The sequence below is a fragment of the Naumannella huperziae genome, from assembly GCF_054073625.1.
On the sequence record NZ_JBSXPH010000001.1, the window covers coordinates 2,819,534 to 2,834,575 of the forward strand.

The 15,042-nt window shown below is 70.3% G+C and carries 12 protein-coding genes; 5 read left to right on the plus strand and 7 right to left on the minus strand.

The window, feature by feature from the left end:
- Window positions 1-11: 11 nt before the first annotated feature.
- On the minus strand, window positions 12-1,781 hold the full coding sequence (locus ACXDC7_RS13445) for a proline--tRNA ligase (RefSeq protein WP_459222423.1): 1,770 nt from the start codon (window positions 1,779-1,781) through the stop codon (window positions 12-14).
- A gap of 125 nt (window positions 1,782-1,906) precedes the next feature.
- The gene (locus ACXDC7_RS13450) at window positions 1,907-2,632 is read right to left on the minus strand and encodes a DUF1345 domain-containing protein (RefSeq protein WP_459222424.1); all 726 of its coding nucleotides are present in this window, start codon (window positions 2,630-2,632) and stop codon (window positions 1,907-1,909) included.
- A gap of 119 nt (window positions 2,633-2,751) precedes the next feature.
- On the opposite strand from ACXDC7_RS13450, the gene ACXDC7_RS13455 reads away from it, so the two are divergent.
- Window positions 2,752-4,011, plus strand: a complete 1,260-nt coding sequence (locus tag ACXDC7_RS13455; RefSeq protein WP_459222425.1) for an AI-2E family transporter — start codon at window positions 2,752-2,754, stop codon at window positions 4,009-4,011.
- A gap of 468 nt (window positions 4,012-4,479) precedes the next feature.
- On the opposite strand, the gene ACXDC7_RS13460 is transcribed toward ACXDC7_RS13455, so the two are convergent.
- The 4 genes from ACXDC7_RS13460 to dxr all read right to left on the minus strand — a co-directional run bounded on the left by ACXDC7_RS13460 (window position 4,480) and on the right by dxr (window position 9,115).
- Complete coding sequence (locus ACXDC7_RS13460; RefSeq protein ID WP_179445951.1) at window positions 4,480-5,343, minus strand: GNAT family N-acetyltransferase; 864 nt, start codon at window positions 5,341-5,343, stop codon at window positions 4,480-4,482.
- Window positions 5,340-6,488, minus strand: coding sequence for a flavodoxin-dependent (E)-4-hydroxy-3-methylbut-2-enyl-diphosphate synthase (ispG, locus tag ACXDC7_RS13465; protein ID WP_179445950.1), 1,149 nt, complete (start codon window positions 6,486-6,488; stop codon window positions 5,340-5,342). Before ispG ends, ACXDC7_RS13460 begins: the two co-directional genes overlap by 4 nt.
- A gap of 69 nt (window positions 6,489-6,557) precedes the next feature.
- Window positions 6,558-7,853, minus strand: coding sequence for a M50 family metallopeptidase (locus tag ACXDC7_RS13470; RefSeq protein WP_459222426.1), 1,296 nt, complete (start codon window positions 7,851-7,853; stop codon window positions 6,558-6,560).
- Window positions 7,853-9,115, minus strand: a complete 1,263-nt coding sequence (dxr, locus tag ACXDC7_RS13475; RefSeq protein ID WP_459222427.1) for a 1-deoxy-D-xylulose-5-phosphate reductoisomerase — start codon at window positions 9,113-9,115, stop codon at window positions 7,853-7,855. The genes ACXDC7_RS13470 and dxr overlap by 1 nt, the downstream gene beginning before the upstream one ends.
- Window positions 9,116-9,275: 160 nt before the next feature.
- Here dxr and ACXDC7_RS13480 point away from each other — a divergent pair, with 160 nt between their 5' ends.
- From ACXDC7_RS13480 to ACXDC7_RS13495, 4 genes are all read left to right on the plus strand, one after another.
- Entirely contained in the window at window positions 9,276-10,574 is a 1,299-nt protein-coding gene (locus tag ACXDC7_RS13480) for an ammonium transporter (protein ID WP_179445947.1), read from the plus strand.
- A gap of 155 nt (window positions 10,575-10,729) precedes the next feature.
- The gene (locus ACXDC7_RS13485; protein ID WP_179445946.1) at window positions 10,730-12,235 is read left to right on the plus strand and encodes a S8 family peptidase; all 1,506 of its coding nucleotides are present in this window, start codon (window positions 10,730-10,732) and stop codon (window positions 12,233-12,235) included.
- A 203-nt stretch (window positions 12,236-12,438) separates the two neighbouring features.
- The gene (locus ACXDC7_RS13490; protein WP_459222428.1) at window positions 12,439-13,584 is read left to right on the plus strand and encodes an LOG family protein; all 1,146 of its coding nucleotides are present in this window, start codon (window positions 12,439-12,441) and stop codon (window positions 13,582-13,584) included.
- A gap of 126 nt (window positions 13,585-13,710) precedes the next feature.
- Complete coding sequence (locus ACXDC7_RS13495; RefSeq protein ID WP_459222429.1) at window positions 13,711-14,130, plus strand: hypothetical protein; 420 nt, start codon at window positions 13,711-13,713, stop codon at window positions 14,128-14,130.
- Here the strand turns inward: ACXDC7_RS13495 and ACXDC7_RS13500 are convergent.
- On the minus strand, window positions 14,089-15,030 hold the full coding sequence (locus tag ACXDC7_RS13500) for an AEC family transporter (RefSeq protein WP_179445944.1): 942 nt from the start codon (window positions 15,028-15,030) through the stop codon (window positions 14,089-14,091). The two genes, ACXDC7_RS13495 and ACXDC7_RS13500, sit on opposite strands and share 42 nt — an antisense overlap.
- Window positions 15,031-15,042 lie beyond the last annotated feature (12 nt).

Sequence of the window (15,042 nt, forward strand, 5' to 3'; positions counted from 1 at the left end):
ACTCCGCCGCGTCAGGACGCCTCGGCGTCCGTGAGCCCGTGCACCACCGCGAGAAGGTGCCCGAGGGCGTCGTCGACGGCCACGTTCTCGCTCATCCCGGTACGCCGGTCGCGCACCTCGAGCACGCCGTCGGCCAGCCCGCGGCCCACCACCACCGTGGTCGGCATGCCCAACAGCTCGGCGTCGGCGAACTTCACCCCCGGGCTCGCCTTACGGTCGTCCAGCAGCACGCGCACGCCTGCCTCGTCCAGCTCGCGGGCCAGCTCGGTCGCCTTGTCCAGCACGGCCGCGTCCTTGCCGGTGGCGACGATCTGCAGATCGAACGGCGCGAGCTCGCGCGGCCAGCACAGGCCCTTGTCGTCGCTGGTGCCCTCGGCCACCACCGCCACGGCTCGGGAGACCCCGATGCCGTAGGAGCCCATCTGCACCGTCGCGAGCTTGCCGTTCTCGTCCAGCACCTGCAGGCCGAGCGCGTCGGCGTACTTGGTGCCGAGCGCGAAGACGTGGCCCATCTCGATCCCACGGGCCAGCTCCAGCGGCCCCGACCCGTCGGGGGCCGGGTCGCCCGTGCGTACCTCGGCGACCTCGATCACGCCGTCGGGGGTGAAGTCGCGACCGGCGACCAGATCGAAGACGTGCCGGCCGGCGGCGTCGGCGCCGGTCACCCAGCGCGTACCCGTCGCGACCCGCGGGTCGACCAGGTAGGTGATCTTGGAGGCGTTCTCGGCCCCCAGCACGCCCGGGCCGATGTAGCCCTTGACCAGGTCGGGGTGCCGGGCGAAGTCCTCGTCGGCGAACGGCGCGTACGCCACCCCCTCGCCGAGCTGCGCCTCCAGCCGCTTGGTGTCGACCTCCCGGTCGCCGGGCAGCCCGATGGCCAGCGGCTCCGGCTCCTGCCCCGGCCGGGTGATCATGAACACGACATTCTTCAGGGTGTCGGCGGCGGTCCACGGCCGGTCGGTACGCGGCACCCGCTCGTTCGCCACGGCGACCAGCGTCTCGATGGTCGGGCTGTCCGGGGTGTCCTCGACATGCGCGGCCGGCGCGTCGTCGAACGGCACCGGATCCGGCGGCGCCAGCTCGACCGCCTCGACGTTCGCGGCGTACCCGCCCGGGGACCGCGCGAACAGGTCCTCCCCGACCGGCGAGACCGCGAGGAACTCCTCCGACTGCGAGCCACCCATCGCGCCCGACATCGCCCGCACGATCACGTACTCGAAGCCGAGCCGGTCGAAGATCTTGCGGTACGCGTCGCGATGGCGCGCGTACGAGGCGGCCAGGCCGGCCTCGTCGATGTCGAAGGAATAGGAGTCCTTCATCACGAACTCGCGGCCGCGCATGATGCCGGCGCGCGGGCGCGGCTCGTCGCGGTACTTGGTCTGGATCTGGTACAGCGTCAGGGGCAACTCCTTGTAGGAGTTGTACATGTCCTTCACGGCGAGGGTGAACATCTCCTCGTGCGTGGGGCCGAGCAGGTAGTCGCCGCCCTTGCGGTCGTGCAGCCGGAAGATCCCGTCGCCGTACTCGGTCCACCGGTTCGTCGCCTCGTAGGGCTCGCGCGGCAGCAGCGCCGGGAACCGGAGCTCCTGGCCGCCGATCGCCGCCATCTCCTCGCGGACGATCCGCTCGACGTTCTCCAGCACCCGCAGCCCGAGCGGCAGCCAGGTGTAGATGCCCGGGGCGACCCGGCGCACGTAGCCGCCACGGACGAGCCAGCGGTGGCTCGCCACCTCGGCGTCCGCCGGGTCCTCGCGCAGGGTCCGGACGAACAGTTCCGACATGCGGGTGATCAAGGCGCCTCTTCTCGGATGGTGGTTCTCGTGCATCGGGACGCGGCAACGATACCGGCGGGTGCGGCGGCGCGCGCGCCGATTGCTGTGCGCCGCGCACTCCGCCCACGGGCGGCTCAGCGCGCGGACATCATCAGCGAGATCAACATCGCCAGGATGACGGTGTTGAAGAAGAACGACACGGCGCTGTTGCCCGCCACCAGGGACCGCATCTGGCGCGTCGTCACATTGATGTCGGACGTGGCGACGGACGTCGACACCGTGAGAGCCTGGTACAGGTAGTCGCGGAAGGTGGGCTCGTCATCGCCGGGGAAGACCATGCCCGGCCGATCCACGTCCTCGCGCAGATAGTTCACCGCGTAGGCGATGACGCCCATGAACCAGGCGGACGCCACGCCCGCCATGGTGAGCACGATCACCGGTACGGACCGCTCGCCGAGGAACCACAACAGCAAGATCGCGATGATCGAGACCAGCGAGCCCTGCACCCCCCACGACAGACCCGAGTCGTCGAAATAGGTCAACCGGCTCAGCAGCCCGCGTCGCCGGCGCGACTGGGTCGCTCGTACCAGCCCGGTCAGCCGCGCCCGCGGCAGCGGCGCGAACACCACCCAGGTGAGGACCAGCGTGAGCAAGGTGGCGATCGGGGTGACCATCAGGTACGCCGCGACGTAGCGCACCCAGGGCGAACTGACCGGCAGCCGCCACAAGACGGTGGGCACCATGATCGCGCCGCAGGCGATGCCGATCCCCCAGGCGAGGCCGTTGCGGACGCCGTCGCGGGCGAGCCAGCGCCGCCACCAGGGTTCGGTCGCCGCGCTCGGTCGCACTGCCGAACTCATCGGTCCCCCTTTCGACCCGGCCCAGCATGCCCGCCATCGGGGCGTCCGTGTCGGATCCGCGCCGCCATGGTGCAAAGTGTCCGGGTAGCAGCACAGTCGACGAGGGAAGGGAACCGAGAATGTTCGGACGGCGCGCACAGCCACAGGCCAACCCCGACGCCACGCGGGCCGTGGAGCGGGTCGGGGCACAGACCACCGGTGAGCTCCGCTCGATCGGCAAGCGGCTGGACTCGCTCGCCCCGCGGGTCGGCATCCCGCGCGTGCTGCTGATCCTGGTGGGCCTGGCCAGCGCCGCGTTGATCATCAGCGGGACCCGGGAGATCCGCGAGATCGTGGCGCCGGTCTTCTTCGGGATCAACCTCGTGCTCGCCGCCTCCCCGGTGTCCAGTTGGCTGCGCCGCCGCGGACTGCCGGCGTGGCTGTGCGCGATCGTCTCCGGGGTATTGGTGCTGGCCTTCCTGTTCGCCTTCTTCTACGCGATCTACTGGGCGATCGCCTCGCTGGTGCGCGAGCTGCCGCGCTACACCCCGCAGTTCGAGTCGCTCTATGACCAGGTGCTCGCGCTGCTGGCCCAGTTCGGGGTGACCAGCACGCAGATCACCAGCCAACTGGAGACGATCAACCCGCAGAGCATCGTCGGCGCGGCCGGCGGGCTGCTGTCCAACCTGGGCAGCGCAGGCTCGCTGATGATCGTCCTGCTCACCGTGATCTTCTTCCTGGTGCTGGACTCGATGAACTTCGGCCAGCGACTGCAGCTCGCCGACTCCACCCACCCCCGGATCACCGAGGCCCTGATCTCCTTCGCCGAGGGGGTACGCCGCTACTGGGTCGTCACCACGATCTTCGGTTTGATCGTCGCCATCCTCGACGTCGGCCTGCTGATGATCCTCGGCGTACCGCTGGCCTTCGTCTGGGGTGTGTTGTCGTTCATCACCAACTACATCCCGAACGTCGGGTTCGTCCTGGGGCTGATCCCGCCCGCGTTGATGGCGCTGCTGGACAAAGGTCCGATCGCCGCGCTGATCGTGCTGATCGGATACTCGGTGCTCAACTTCGTGATCCAGTCGCTGATCCAGCCGAAGTTCACCGGCGATGCCGTGGGCGTCACCCCGACCGTGTCGTTCCTGTCGCTGCTGTTCTGGGCCTATGTGCTGGGACCGCTCGGCGCGCTGCTGGCGCTGCCGTCGACCCTGCTGGTGAAGGCGGTGCTGATCGATGCCGACCCCAGGGCGCGCTGGGTGAACGCGTTCATCGCCTCCAATCCGACCACCGCCGAGGCCGACAGCACCCGCGAGGCGTTCCACGGCGAGGACGGCGACGAGGAGTCCCTGCCCGGCGGCGGCAGCGGCATCTCCCGGCCGCAGCGCGCGGCGACCTGAGCACGAGGTCCGCGTACCCGGCTCGTCCGCGCCGTTTGCGACCACTCGCCCGGGTTCTGGCAGCAGTCCGCGCGGCAGACGCGCCGTTTGCGACCACTCGCCCGGGTTCTGGCAGCGGTCCGCGCGCCAGACGCGCCCTTTGCGACCACTCGCCCGGGTCCTGGCAGCAGTCCGCGCGCCAGACGCGCCCTTTGCGACCACTCGCCCGGGTCCTGGCAGCAGTCCGCGCGCCAGACGCGCCCTTTGCGACCACTCGCCCGGGTCCTGGCAGCGGTCCGCGCGGCAGACGCGCCGTTTGCGACCACTCGCCCGGGTTCTGGCCGCAGCGCGCGGCGAGCTGAGCGCGAGGTCCGCGTACCCGGCTCGTCCGCGCCGTTTGCGACCGCTCGCCCGAGTTCTGGCAACAGTCCGCGCGCCACACGCGCCCTTTGCGACCACTCGCCCGAGTTCTGCGCCGGAGGCGGCCCGTCAGTAGAGCACGGTGGCGAACTCGCCGACCTGCCGGAACCCGACATGCCGGTAGGTCGCCAGCGCGGCGTCGTTGAAGTCGTTGACATACAGCGAAACCATCGGGGCGAGCTCGCGGGCCAGCGCGACGACGGCGGCCATCGCGGGCACCGCGAGGCCGCGGCCCCGGTGCGCCGGATCCACCCAGACGCCCTGGATCTGGGCGACCCCGTTGGCCAGCGAACCGATGTCGGCCTTGAAGATCACCCGGCCGCCCTCGACGATGCCGAAGGAGTGACCGCGCCGGATCAGCTCGCGCACATAGCCGCGGTAGTGCCGCGAACTGCCGCGAGGGAACGGCGAGACGCCGACCTCCTCGGTGTACATCCGCACGGAGGCGTCGAAATACGCCTCGACATCGGTACGCCGCACCGGCGCGACCCGCGGCTCGGGGTCGGCGGCCGGGGCCGCGTCGATCAGCATCAGCGGCTGGCGCGGGCGTACCTCCCGCGTGCCGTGCCAGTCCCGGCCGGTGCGGCACAACTCGCGCCACAGCGGCAACACCATGCGGGAGGCACCGCCGATCGACGAACAGCGGCGGTGCTCGCCCGCCTGCCGGGCGAAGGCCGCCAGCGCGTCGGCGCCGGCGCGGAACGGGATCAGGTTCGACCCCGCATGACACAGGGCCTGCAACTCGTCGTCGTGGAACCACCCCCACACCGGGCAGCCCAGCCGGAACGGGTCGAGCCCGTGGGCCTCGACCCGGGCGGCGACGAAGACCGACTCCACCGGGTCGGTGGCGAGCAGGGCCGTGACGGCCGCCAGGTCGGCGTCGGTGACGACCCGGACCTGTCCCGCGGCGGGCCGGACGGCCTGCGTGGTCACGACACGGTGACCTCGGGGGCGCCGGACTCGCCGCCCTCCATGGATTCGGCGATCCGCATCGCCTCGGTGATCAGGGTCTCGACGATCTCGGACTCCTTGACCGTCCGGATCACCTCGCCCTTGACGAAGATCTGGCCCTTGCCGTTGCCGGAGGCGACCCCGAGATCGGCCTCCCGCGCCTCCCCCGGCCCGTTCACCACACAACCCATCACCGCGACCCGCAGCGGCACCTCCAGCCCGTCCAGCCCGGCGGTCACCTGGTCGGCGAGCTTGTAGACATCGACCTGGGCCCGCCCGCACGACGGGCAGGAGACGATCTCCAGCTTGCGCGGGCGCAGGTTCAGCGACTGCAGGATCTGCGTACCGACCTTGACCTCCTCCACCGGCGGCGCGGACAGCGAGACGCGAATCGTGTCGCCGATCCCCTTGCTGAGCAGGGCGCCGAAGGCGGTCGCGGACTTGATCGTGCCCTGGAACGCCGGCCCCGCCTCGGTCACCCCGAGGTGCAGCGGCCAGTCGCCGCGCTCCGCGAGCTGCTCGTAGGCCTGGACCATGATCACCGGGTCGTTGTGCTTGACCGAGATCTTGAAGTCGTGGAAGTCGTGCTCCTCGAACAGCGAGGCCTCCCAGACCGCCGACTCGACGAGCGCCTCGGGCGTCGCCTTGCCGTACTTCTCCAACAGCCGCTTGTCCAGGGAGCCGGCGTTGACCCCGATCCGCAGCGAGACCCCGGCATCCTTGGCGGCCTTGGCGATCGCGCCGACCTGGTCGTCGAACTTGCGGATGTTGCCGGGATTGACCCGGACCGCGGCGCAGCCGGCGTCGATGGCCGCGAAGACGTACTTGGGCTGGAAGTGGATGTCGGCGATCACCGGGATCTGCGACTTGGTGGCGATGGCCGGCAGCGCATCGGCATCGTCCTGGCTCGGGCAGGCGACGCGGACGATGTCGCAACCCGCCGCGGTCAGCTCGGCGATCTGCTGCAGGGTCGAGTTCACATCGGAGGTGACCGTCGTGGTCATCGACTGCACCGAGACGGGCGCGTCGCCACCGACCTCGACCGAGCCGACGCGGATCTTGCGCGAGCGGCGGCGCGGGGCCAGCACCGGCGGGGGCGGCGCGGGAATCCCGAGGTCCACGGTCATGCCTGTCTCCTCCTCGCTCCGGCTCGATTGCTCCGGGCTCCACTGCTCGGGGCTCGATTGCTCCGGTCGTCAGAACAACGTGATCGGCGCGATGACGTCGGCGACGATCAGGACCGCCCCGCACACCACCAGGAACCCACCTACAACATAGGCGACGGGCAGGGTCTTGGCGACATCGACATAGCCGGGATCGGGCCGGCGGAACGCCTTCGCCAGGCCGCGGCGTACCCATTCCCACAGGGCGCCGGCGATGTGGCCCCCGTCGAACGGCATCAGCGGCACCAGGTTCAGGATCGCCACGAACAGGTTCACCGAACCCAGCAGCATCAACACCATGGCGAACCGGTCGTTGTCGGTCAGCCGGTCGGTGGTGGCCACCTCGCCGGCGAAGCGGCTGGCACCGACCACGCTGACCGGGCCGTTCGGGTCGCGCTCGCGCCCGGTGACCAGGTCGGCGGCGGTGTTGAAGACGCGGACCGGCAAGGTGACGACCCCGACCGCCGAGCGCACCGTCATGTCACCCATGGTCTCCAGCACCACGGCGGGCGTCCCGGCCGCGCGTACCATCTGCGGTTGCACGCCGAGGAAGCCCGCGGGCACCCGACGGGCCGGGTCGTACTGGGCGGGTACGCCGGTCACCACCGTGTTCACCTGCGGCAACTGCACCAGCCCGCCGCCCCGCTCGACGGTGATCGTGGCGGGTCCGGCAAGATTGCCGCGGATCATCGCCGAGAGCTGGTCCCAGTCCTTCAGCTCGACGCCGTTGAAGGCGACGATCCGGTCGCCGTCGGCCATCCCGGCCGCGGCGGCCGGGGTCGGCGGGTCGCCCGGACGACACGACTGGTCTTGCCGATCGGCGGGGATCACACACTCCTGCACGTTCTGCACGACAAGCGTCGGCTGGTTGATCCCGTACAGCCCGAACAGCGTCTGCAGCAGTGCGAACGCGAGGATCAGGTTCATCGCCGGGCCGGCGAACATGATGATCAGCTTCTGCCACGGCTTCTTCTGGTAGAACAACCGGCCGTCGTCGGCGGGCTTGATCTCCTCGTGCTCGATCTCGCGGGCGGAATCGGCGAGGTTCTGGAACAGCCCGGAGCTGGAGGCCCGCAGCGACCCGTCGGCGTGGCGGGGATACATGCCGATCATCCGGACATAGCCGCCGAGCGGGATCGCCTTGATGCCGTACTCGGTCTCGCCGACCTTCTTCGACCACAGGGTCTTGCCGAAGCCGACGAAATACTGGGTGGTCTTGACGCCGAACAGCTTGGCGGGAACCAGGTGGCCGATCTCGTGCAGCGCGATCGAGGCCATGATGAGCGCGAAGAACAGCACCGCCGCGCCCAGATAGATGACGGTCTCCATCAACTGCTTCCTGCTCCCTGCTGTTCGGCCTCCCGGGCCCCGATCAGTTCACTCGCCCGTCGCCGCGCCCAGTTGTCCGCCGCGAGCACCGCCGCGAGGTCGAGGTCGGCGTCGTGGACCAATCGCGATCCTACGTCGCCGGGCGAAATCCCTGGCTCCGGCGCCAGGTGTTCGACCACGACCCGCTCGATCAGATCGACGATGTCGAGGAAGCCGATCCGGCCCCCGGTGAAGGCGTCCACCGCGACCTCGTTGGCGGCGTTGTAGACCGCGGGCGCCGTGCCACCGGCGGCGCCGCAGCGGCGGATCAGGCGTACCGCCGGGAACGCCTCGTCGTCGAGCGGCTCGAACGTCCATTGCGTCGCGCGCGTCCAGTCCAGCGGCGCACTGGCGCCCGGCATCCGATCGGGCCAGCTCAGCGCCAGCGCGATCGGCAGCCGCATGTCCGGCGGCGAGCACTGGGCGATGGTCGAACCGTCGACGAACTGCACCATCGAGTGCACGATCGACTGCGGGTGCACGACGACGTCGATCCGGTCCAGCGGCACGCCGTAGAGCAGGTACGCCTCGAGCACCTCCAGCGCTTTGTTCACCAGGGTGGCCGAGTTGATGGTGATCACCCGGCCCATCCGCCAGGTCGGGTGGGCCATCGCCTGTTCGGGGGTGGCCGCGGCCATCTCGGCGCGGCTGCGGCCGCGGAAGGGGCCGCCGGAGGCGGTGACCAGCAGCCGGTCCACCTCGGCGCCGCGCCCGGCGCGCAGGGCCTGGGCGAGCGCGGAGTGTTCGGAGTCGACGGGCACCAGTTGGTCCGGCGCGGCGGCGTCGGTGACCAGGCGGCCGCCGATCACCAGCGATTCCTTGTTGGCCAGGGCGAGGGTGGAGCCGCCGGCCAGCGCGGCCAGCGTGGCCGTCAGGCCGGCCGCCCCGGTAACGGCGTTCAGCACGAGGTCGGCGCCGTCGCCGGCGAGCTGCGCCGCGGCATCCGGGCCGGCGACGATCCGCGGCAGCGTGGTCTCGCCGGCCGACCAGCCGCGCCGCTGCGCCTCGGCATAGAGGGCGAGCTGCAGGTCCTGCACGGCGCTCGCGCGGGCCACCGCGACCACCTCGGGGCGGGCATCCAGCACCTGGCGGGCCAGCAGCCCCGGCTGGCCACCGCCGGCGGCCAGCCCGCGTACCCGGTAGGCGTCGCGCCGCTCGCCCAGGACGTCCAGGGCCTGGGTACCGATGGAGCCGGTCGAGCCCAGGATCACCACATCGCGCACCGGCCCATTGTGGCAATCCGGGGCGCGCGCCGCAGGTTCGGCGGCCCGCGCCGATCTTTTACCCCGCCGTAACACGGGGCGACGCCGGTGAAACATCCGCCGCGCAGACTGCCACCGAAGCCCACCGCGGGCACGAGATCTCTGATGGAGGAGGATCCCGATGGAGGACACAGCGTTGACTCCGGATCTGGTCTGGATGCTGGTAGCCGCCTGTCTGGTACTGCTGATGACGCCGGGCGTGGCGTTCTTCTACGGCGGGATGACCCGCGCCAAGTCGGCCCTGAACATGATCATGATGAGCTTCATCTCGATGGGCATCGTGGGCGTGGTCTGGGTGCTGTGGGGGTACGCCCTGGGCGGTGGCGGCGCCAGCGTGGCGGGCCTGTTCGGCAACCCGTTCGAGCCGCCCTACTCGTTCGGGATGCAGAACCTGATCGGCAGTGTCGATCTGGTCGGAGCGGCCTACGGCGGCACCTTCGCGATCATCACGGTGGCGCTGATCTCGGGCGCGATCGCCGACCGGACCCGGTTCGGCGCGTGGGTGGTCTTCGTCCCGGTCTGGGTCACCCTGGTCTATGCCCCGCTGGCGTTCATGGTCTGGGGATCCGGCGGCCTGATGCTCGACGGGGCGATCGCCAATGCGCTCGGCGGCTCGGCGATCGACTTCGCCGGCGGCACCGTGGTGCACATCAACGCCGGCGTCGCGGCCCTGGTGCTCGCGCTGATCATCGGTCGTCGCTACGGCTTCCGGGCCGAGCCGCTGCACCGGCCGCACAACATCCCGCTGGTGATGCTCGGCGCAGCCCTGCTGTGGTTCGGCTGGTTCGGCTTCAACGGCGGCCTGGCCGCGGATGCGGCCCAGGCCGGCCTGATCTGGATCAACACGCTGGCCGCCCCGGCGGCGGCGATGCTGGCCTGGCTCGTGGTGGAGAAGCTGCGGGACGGCAAGGTCACCTCGATCGGCGCCGCCTCCGGCCTGGTGGCGGGCCTGGTCGCGATCACCCCCGCCTGCGCCAATCTGGAGCCCTGGGCCGCGATGCTGCTCGGCGTGATCGCCGGTGCCGCGGCCTGTCTCGCGATCGGGCTGAAGTACCGGCTCGGCTACGACGACTCGCTGGACGTCGTGGGCGTGCACCTGGTGGCGGGCCTGATCGGCACCGTCTACCTGGGCTTCATGGCGGCGCCGACGTTCGCCGACGCCCCGCTGGGGCTGTTCTACGGCGGCGGCGCGGCGCAGTTGGTGATCCAGGTGGTGGCCGCGCTGGTGTCGATGGTGTTCACCGGCGTGCTGACCTTCATCATCGGCTCGGCGATCGCGAAGACGATCGGCTTCCGCGTCTCGGCCGAGGACGAGGACCGCGGCGTCGATCTCTCGCTGCACGACGAACTCGCCTACGAGTTCATCGAGGAGAAGATCGACGAGCGCATCTCGGAGGCGAAGGCCGCCGAACGGATCTGAACGGTCCTCCCTCCGAGACCTCGGCCCGGCCGCCCGCGCGGCCGGGCCGAGTCATGTCCGGAGGCAGGCGCCGGAGGAATCTGCGCGACCGCCTGCAGACAGTCGCACTCGCGGGCTAGATTTCTGGCCAACGTCCCCCACAAGGAGGCTCCCTGATGAGCAGTCCAGCAATCGGCCGCCGGATCGCGGCCGCCATCGCCGCCGGCGCCGCGGCCCTCGCGCTGTCCGCGGGCACGGCGACCGCCGCCCCGAGCGCCGACGAACCGCCGTCGACCCCGGTCGACCGCTCGCCGGCCGACGGCGTGCTGATGAGCTACGCGGTGAACCTGAAGCGGGCCAATTTCGGCCAGATCAAGCGGGCCGAGCGGCTGGTCGAGTCGGCCGGCGGCACGGTGGTCCAGTCCTGGCCGCAGATCGGCGTGATCATCGCTCATTCCACAAAGGCCGCGTTCCTGGCCGATCTGGACCGGATCGGCGGGCGCGGCACCCCGGTCGAGTCGGCGGGCCAGACCCGCACCGCCGAGGTCGCGGAGGGTACGCCGAAGGGCAACAAGGCCCAGCCGCCCGGCCGCTCCAAGCGCTCCGACACCGCGCAGGACCAGCTTCGGCTCGGCGGCTACGAGGCCGGCCGCGGCGTCTCCGAGGCCGCGCTGGCGCCGGACCCGCTCGAGGGCGACCAGTGGGGCAACAAGGCGATCAAGGCCGACCAGGCCCAGGAGATCACTGGCGGTGACCCCGACGTGCTGGTCGGCATCGTCGACACCGGCGTCGAGGGCACGCACCCCGACCTGGCGCCGAACTTCCGCGCCGACAAGTCGGTCTCCTGCAACAACGCGGGCCAGCCGCGGCGTACCGGCTGGGAGCCGACCACCAACGGGCACGGCACGCACGTGGCCGGCACCATCGCCGCCGCGCGCAACGGGGTCGGCGTGGTCGGCATCGCGCCCGACGTGTCGATCGCATCGATCAAGGTGTCCAATGACGACAGCCTGTTCTACCCCGAGTACGTCGTCTGCGGCATGATCTGGGCCGCCGACAACGGCTTCGATGTGACCAACAACAGCTACTACACCGATCCGTGGAACTTCTGGTGCGGTGATCAGGCCAACCAGGTGCCCGGGCGCGAGGCGGTGCGCCGCGCGTTCGAGTACGCCAACAGCAAGGGCGTGGTGAGCGCGGCGGCCGCCGGCAACGAGGACTACGACCTGGCCAACAAGACCACCGATCCGGTCAGCCCGAACGATGTCGAGGGACAGGAGGTCGATCGGGTGATCAACAACAACTGCCTGGACATCCCGGCCGAGCTGGAGAATGTGGTCACCGTGTCGGCGCTGAACTCCGACATCACCAAGGCCTACTTCTCCAACTACGGCGAGAACAAGATCGAGGTCACCGCGCCGGGCCAGGGCATCGTGTCCACCTACCCGGGCGGCCGGTACGCCCGGCTCAGCGGCACCTCGATGGCCACCCCGCACGTCTCGGGCGTGCTGGCGCTGCTGAAGTCCACCCATCCGGACGCCAAGCCCGCCGAGTTGGTGAAGCTGCTTCGCGAGCAGGCCACTGACCTGCCGTGCGACGACGAGCGTTGCGTGGGCACCGCGGCGTTCAACTCCTTCTACGGCGACGGCAATGTCGACGCCCTGAAGGCAGTCGGCGGCTGACCGGGAAGCCGGACTGATCGACGACCGGGGCCGGTCGGGCAGGCGCGGGAGCGTCCGTCCGGCCGGCCCCGTCGCGTGTCCCGGCCCGAATCCGCCCGGCCGATCCACGTTCCCGCCCGACTCTCGTCGTGAGCTGTCGCCGCCCAGGACCGCGCCCGGGCGGCGATACCTGACGACGAGATGGGCGCTGGCACAATCGCGCCATGACCCGGCGTACCCTCGAGATCGAATCCCTCGCCCAGCTCGATGATCATCTGGCGCGCATCGCCAGTCTGGCCGGGTGTTATCTGCAAGGCCTGGACCTGACCGGGCGCGCCACGCTGGCGGGTGTGGAGGTGGCCGGCGCGGTCTTCCTGGGCTGCCGGTTCGATCCCGGCGCCGATGACGACCTGCGGGCCCGCGGCGGGCTGATCTTCCCGGCGCTGCCGGGCGTACCCTTCGATCCTTACCGCAATGCGCTGTACGCCGCCCGCGAGCTCTACGACACCGCCGCCTATGCCGACTCGCTCGACGCGCGCAGCTATGCCTGGCGGCAGGGACACGTGCCGGAGCCGGGCATCGACGACACGCTGGCGATGGCCCTGCATGATCACTCGATCGGCGACGCGCTGGCCGATGCGCTGCGCCCCTACCCCGCGCGGGACCTGATGGGGATCATGGGCGGGCACGCGATCCGGCGCGACGAGCCGGCGTATCGGGAGGCGGCCGAGCTCGGCCGGGAGCTGACCCGCGCCGGGCGGCTGGTGCTGACCGGCGGCGGCCCCGGCGCGATGGAGGCGGCCAACCTCGGCGCGCTGCTGGCGCCGCGCGAGGACGACGCGCTGACGCAGGCGTGCGCGATGCTGGCGCAGGTGCCGGACTTCCGGCCCAGCATCGAGGACTGGGCGGGTGCGGCCTTCGCGGTGCTGGACCGGTTCGGCGGGCCCGATGCGGGTGCCAGCGTCGGCATCCCGACCTGGTTCTACGGCCACGAGCCGCCGAACGTCTTCGCGACCATGATCGCGAAGTATTTCTCCAATGCCCTGCGCGAGGACACGCTGCTCACCCGCAGCCGCGGCGGCATCGCGTGTCTGCCGGGCGCCGCCGGAACCGTGCAGGAGATCTTCGCCGCGACCACGGAGAACTACTACGCCCCGGATCCGGAGCTGATCGCGCCGATGGTGCTGATCGGCGTCGAGCACTGGACCGAGCGGCTGCCGGCCTGGCAGTTGCTCACCGCGCTCGGCCGCGACCGGCCGATGGGCTCGCAGCTGCACCTAGCGCCAAGTTCGTCCGCGGCGGGTCATCAGCTTCTCGGTACGCACTGCGCCCACCCCACAAACCAGCAGGACGCCGGCGATCGCCAGTAGCGTGACCTCTTCCTGCGGGACCGTCGCACGTGATTATTCGCTGATATTGAACAATCAAACTGGCAGAGTTGTCACCGTATTTCCCGGTCGCGGCAGTGACTGCAAGTAGCATTTTCGGGTGACAGAGTGAAAAGCATTATTGATCTTTTTGAGAGTTCAAATCTGCAAGTCGTACCAGGACATTCTATTGGCATCTACCAGATTCTGAACGGCCCCGGCCGCCCAGTTGCAGTTGCGAAGTTCCGAGACCACGACCTTCGTGACTACCTGCAGCAACTCGCGGCTGCTGGCTCTGGCAGCGGTCTCACCCCCGAGCAGTTGCTACGGATCCATGTGATGGAAGAGGTCAGCACTCCGGGGTGGACCAGCAAGACGTTCGGCCTGCGGCGAAAGCCCGACGGCACTGTCGAGTGGTTCTCCGACGCTGTCCACGACGAGAGCTTCCCCGGCATCAGCGGGTCCGGCGTCTGGTTGGCGCACCCGCCGGGGCAGGCCCGTCCCGGATCAGGCGAGCAGCGCGGTGATCAGCAAGATGACAGGCACTGACAGGACGGTGGTCAGGAAGACCGAGTCCCGCGCCAGCACCACCCCGGCGTCGTAGCGGACCGCGAACACGAAGACGTTCTGCGCGGTGGGCAGAGCGGCGATGATCACCACGGCCAGCAGCGCCGGGCCGGTCAGGCCCAGGGCCAATGCGGCGACCAGCCCCGCCACGAGCGGCTGCACCACGAGTTTCAGTGCCGTGATCACCGCGAGCTGGGCCGGCCGTTCGCCGCGGCCGGGCACCGGGCCGGTGCGCAGGGACACGCCGTAGCCGATCAGCATGCATGGGATGGCCAGGCCTCCGATCAGCCCGATCGGATCCATGATCACCGCCGGCGGCTGCCAGCCGGTGACGGCGAGCAGCACGCCGATCGCGGCACCGATGGTGATCGGGTTGCGGATCGGCCGCAGCAGCGCCGAGCGGATCATCATGCCGGCGCCGAACCGGCCCGACTGCTGCCCGTCCAGCGCGTCCAGGATGGCCAGCCCGCCCGGTTGCAGGACCAGGATCTGGACCAGCAGCATCGGCGCCAGCACCGCCGCATCGCCGATCGCATAGGCGGCGATCGGGATGCCGAGGTTGCCGGCATTCACATACGAGGAACAGAACGCACCGATCACCGTGTCGCGGGCGTCGCGGCGGAAGGCCAGCCGGGAAGCGAGCACGGAGAGCACGGCGGTGACCACCACTCCGGTGACCGAGGCGATCAGATTCGCCGAGAACAGGCGGTGCACATCGGAGGAACCGATCATGGTGATCATCAGCGCCGGCGTACCGGCATGGAAGGTCAGCCGAGCCAGCACCACCTGCGCCCGGGCGTCCAACACCTTGGTGTGCGCCAGCACCCAACCGACCGCGATGATGATCGCGATGGTGGCGAAGCCGGACAGCACCCCCGCCACGTCAGGCTGCCC

Bases quoted from the DNA above. Each gene is read 5' to 3' on its own strand.
- ACXDC7_RS13445 (WP_459222423.1), bottom strand. From the start codon at position 1,781: ATGTCGGAACTGTTCGTCCGGACCCTGCGCGAGGACCCGGCGGACGCC.
- ACXDC7_RS13450 (WP_459222424.1), bottom strand. From the start codon at position 2,632: ATGAGTTCGGCAGTGCGACCGAGCGCGGCGACCGAACCCTGGTGGCGG.
- ACXDC7_RS13455 (WP_459222425.1), top strand. From the start codon at position 2,752: ATGTTCGGACGGCGCGCACAGCCACAGGCCAACCCCGACGCCACGCGG.
- ispG (WP_179445950.1), bottom strand. From the start codon at position 6,488: ATGACCGTGGACCTCGGGATTCCCGCGCCGCCCCCGCCGGTGCTGGCC.
- ACXDC7_RS13470 (WP_459222426.1), bottom strand. From the start codon at position 7,853: ATGGAGACCGTCATCTATCTGGGCGCGGCGGTGCTGTTCTTCGCGCTC.
- ACXDC7_RS13480 (WP_179445947.1), top strand. From the start codon at position 9,276: ATGGAGGACACAGCGTTGACTCCGGATCTGGTCTGGATGCTGGTAGCC.
- ACXDC7_RS13485 (WP_179445946.1), top strand. From the start codon at position 10,730: ATGAGCAGTCCAGCAATCGGCCGCCGGATCGCGGCCGCCATCGCCGCC.
- ACXDC7_RS13490 (WP_459222428.1), top strand. From the start codon at position 12,439: ATGACCCGGCGTACCCTCGAGATCGAATCCCTCGCCCAGCTCGATGAT.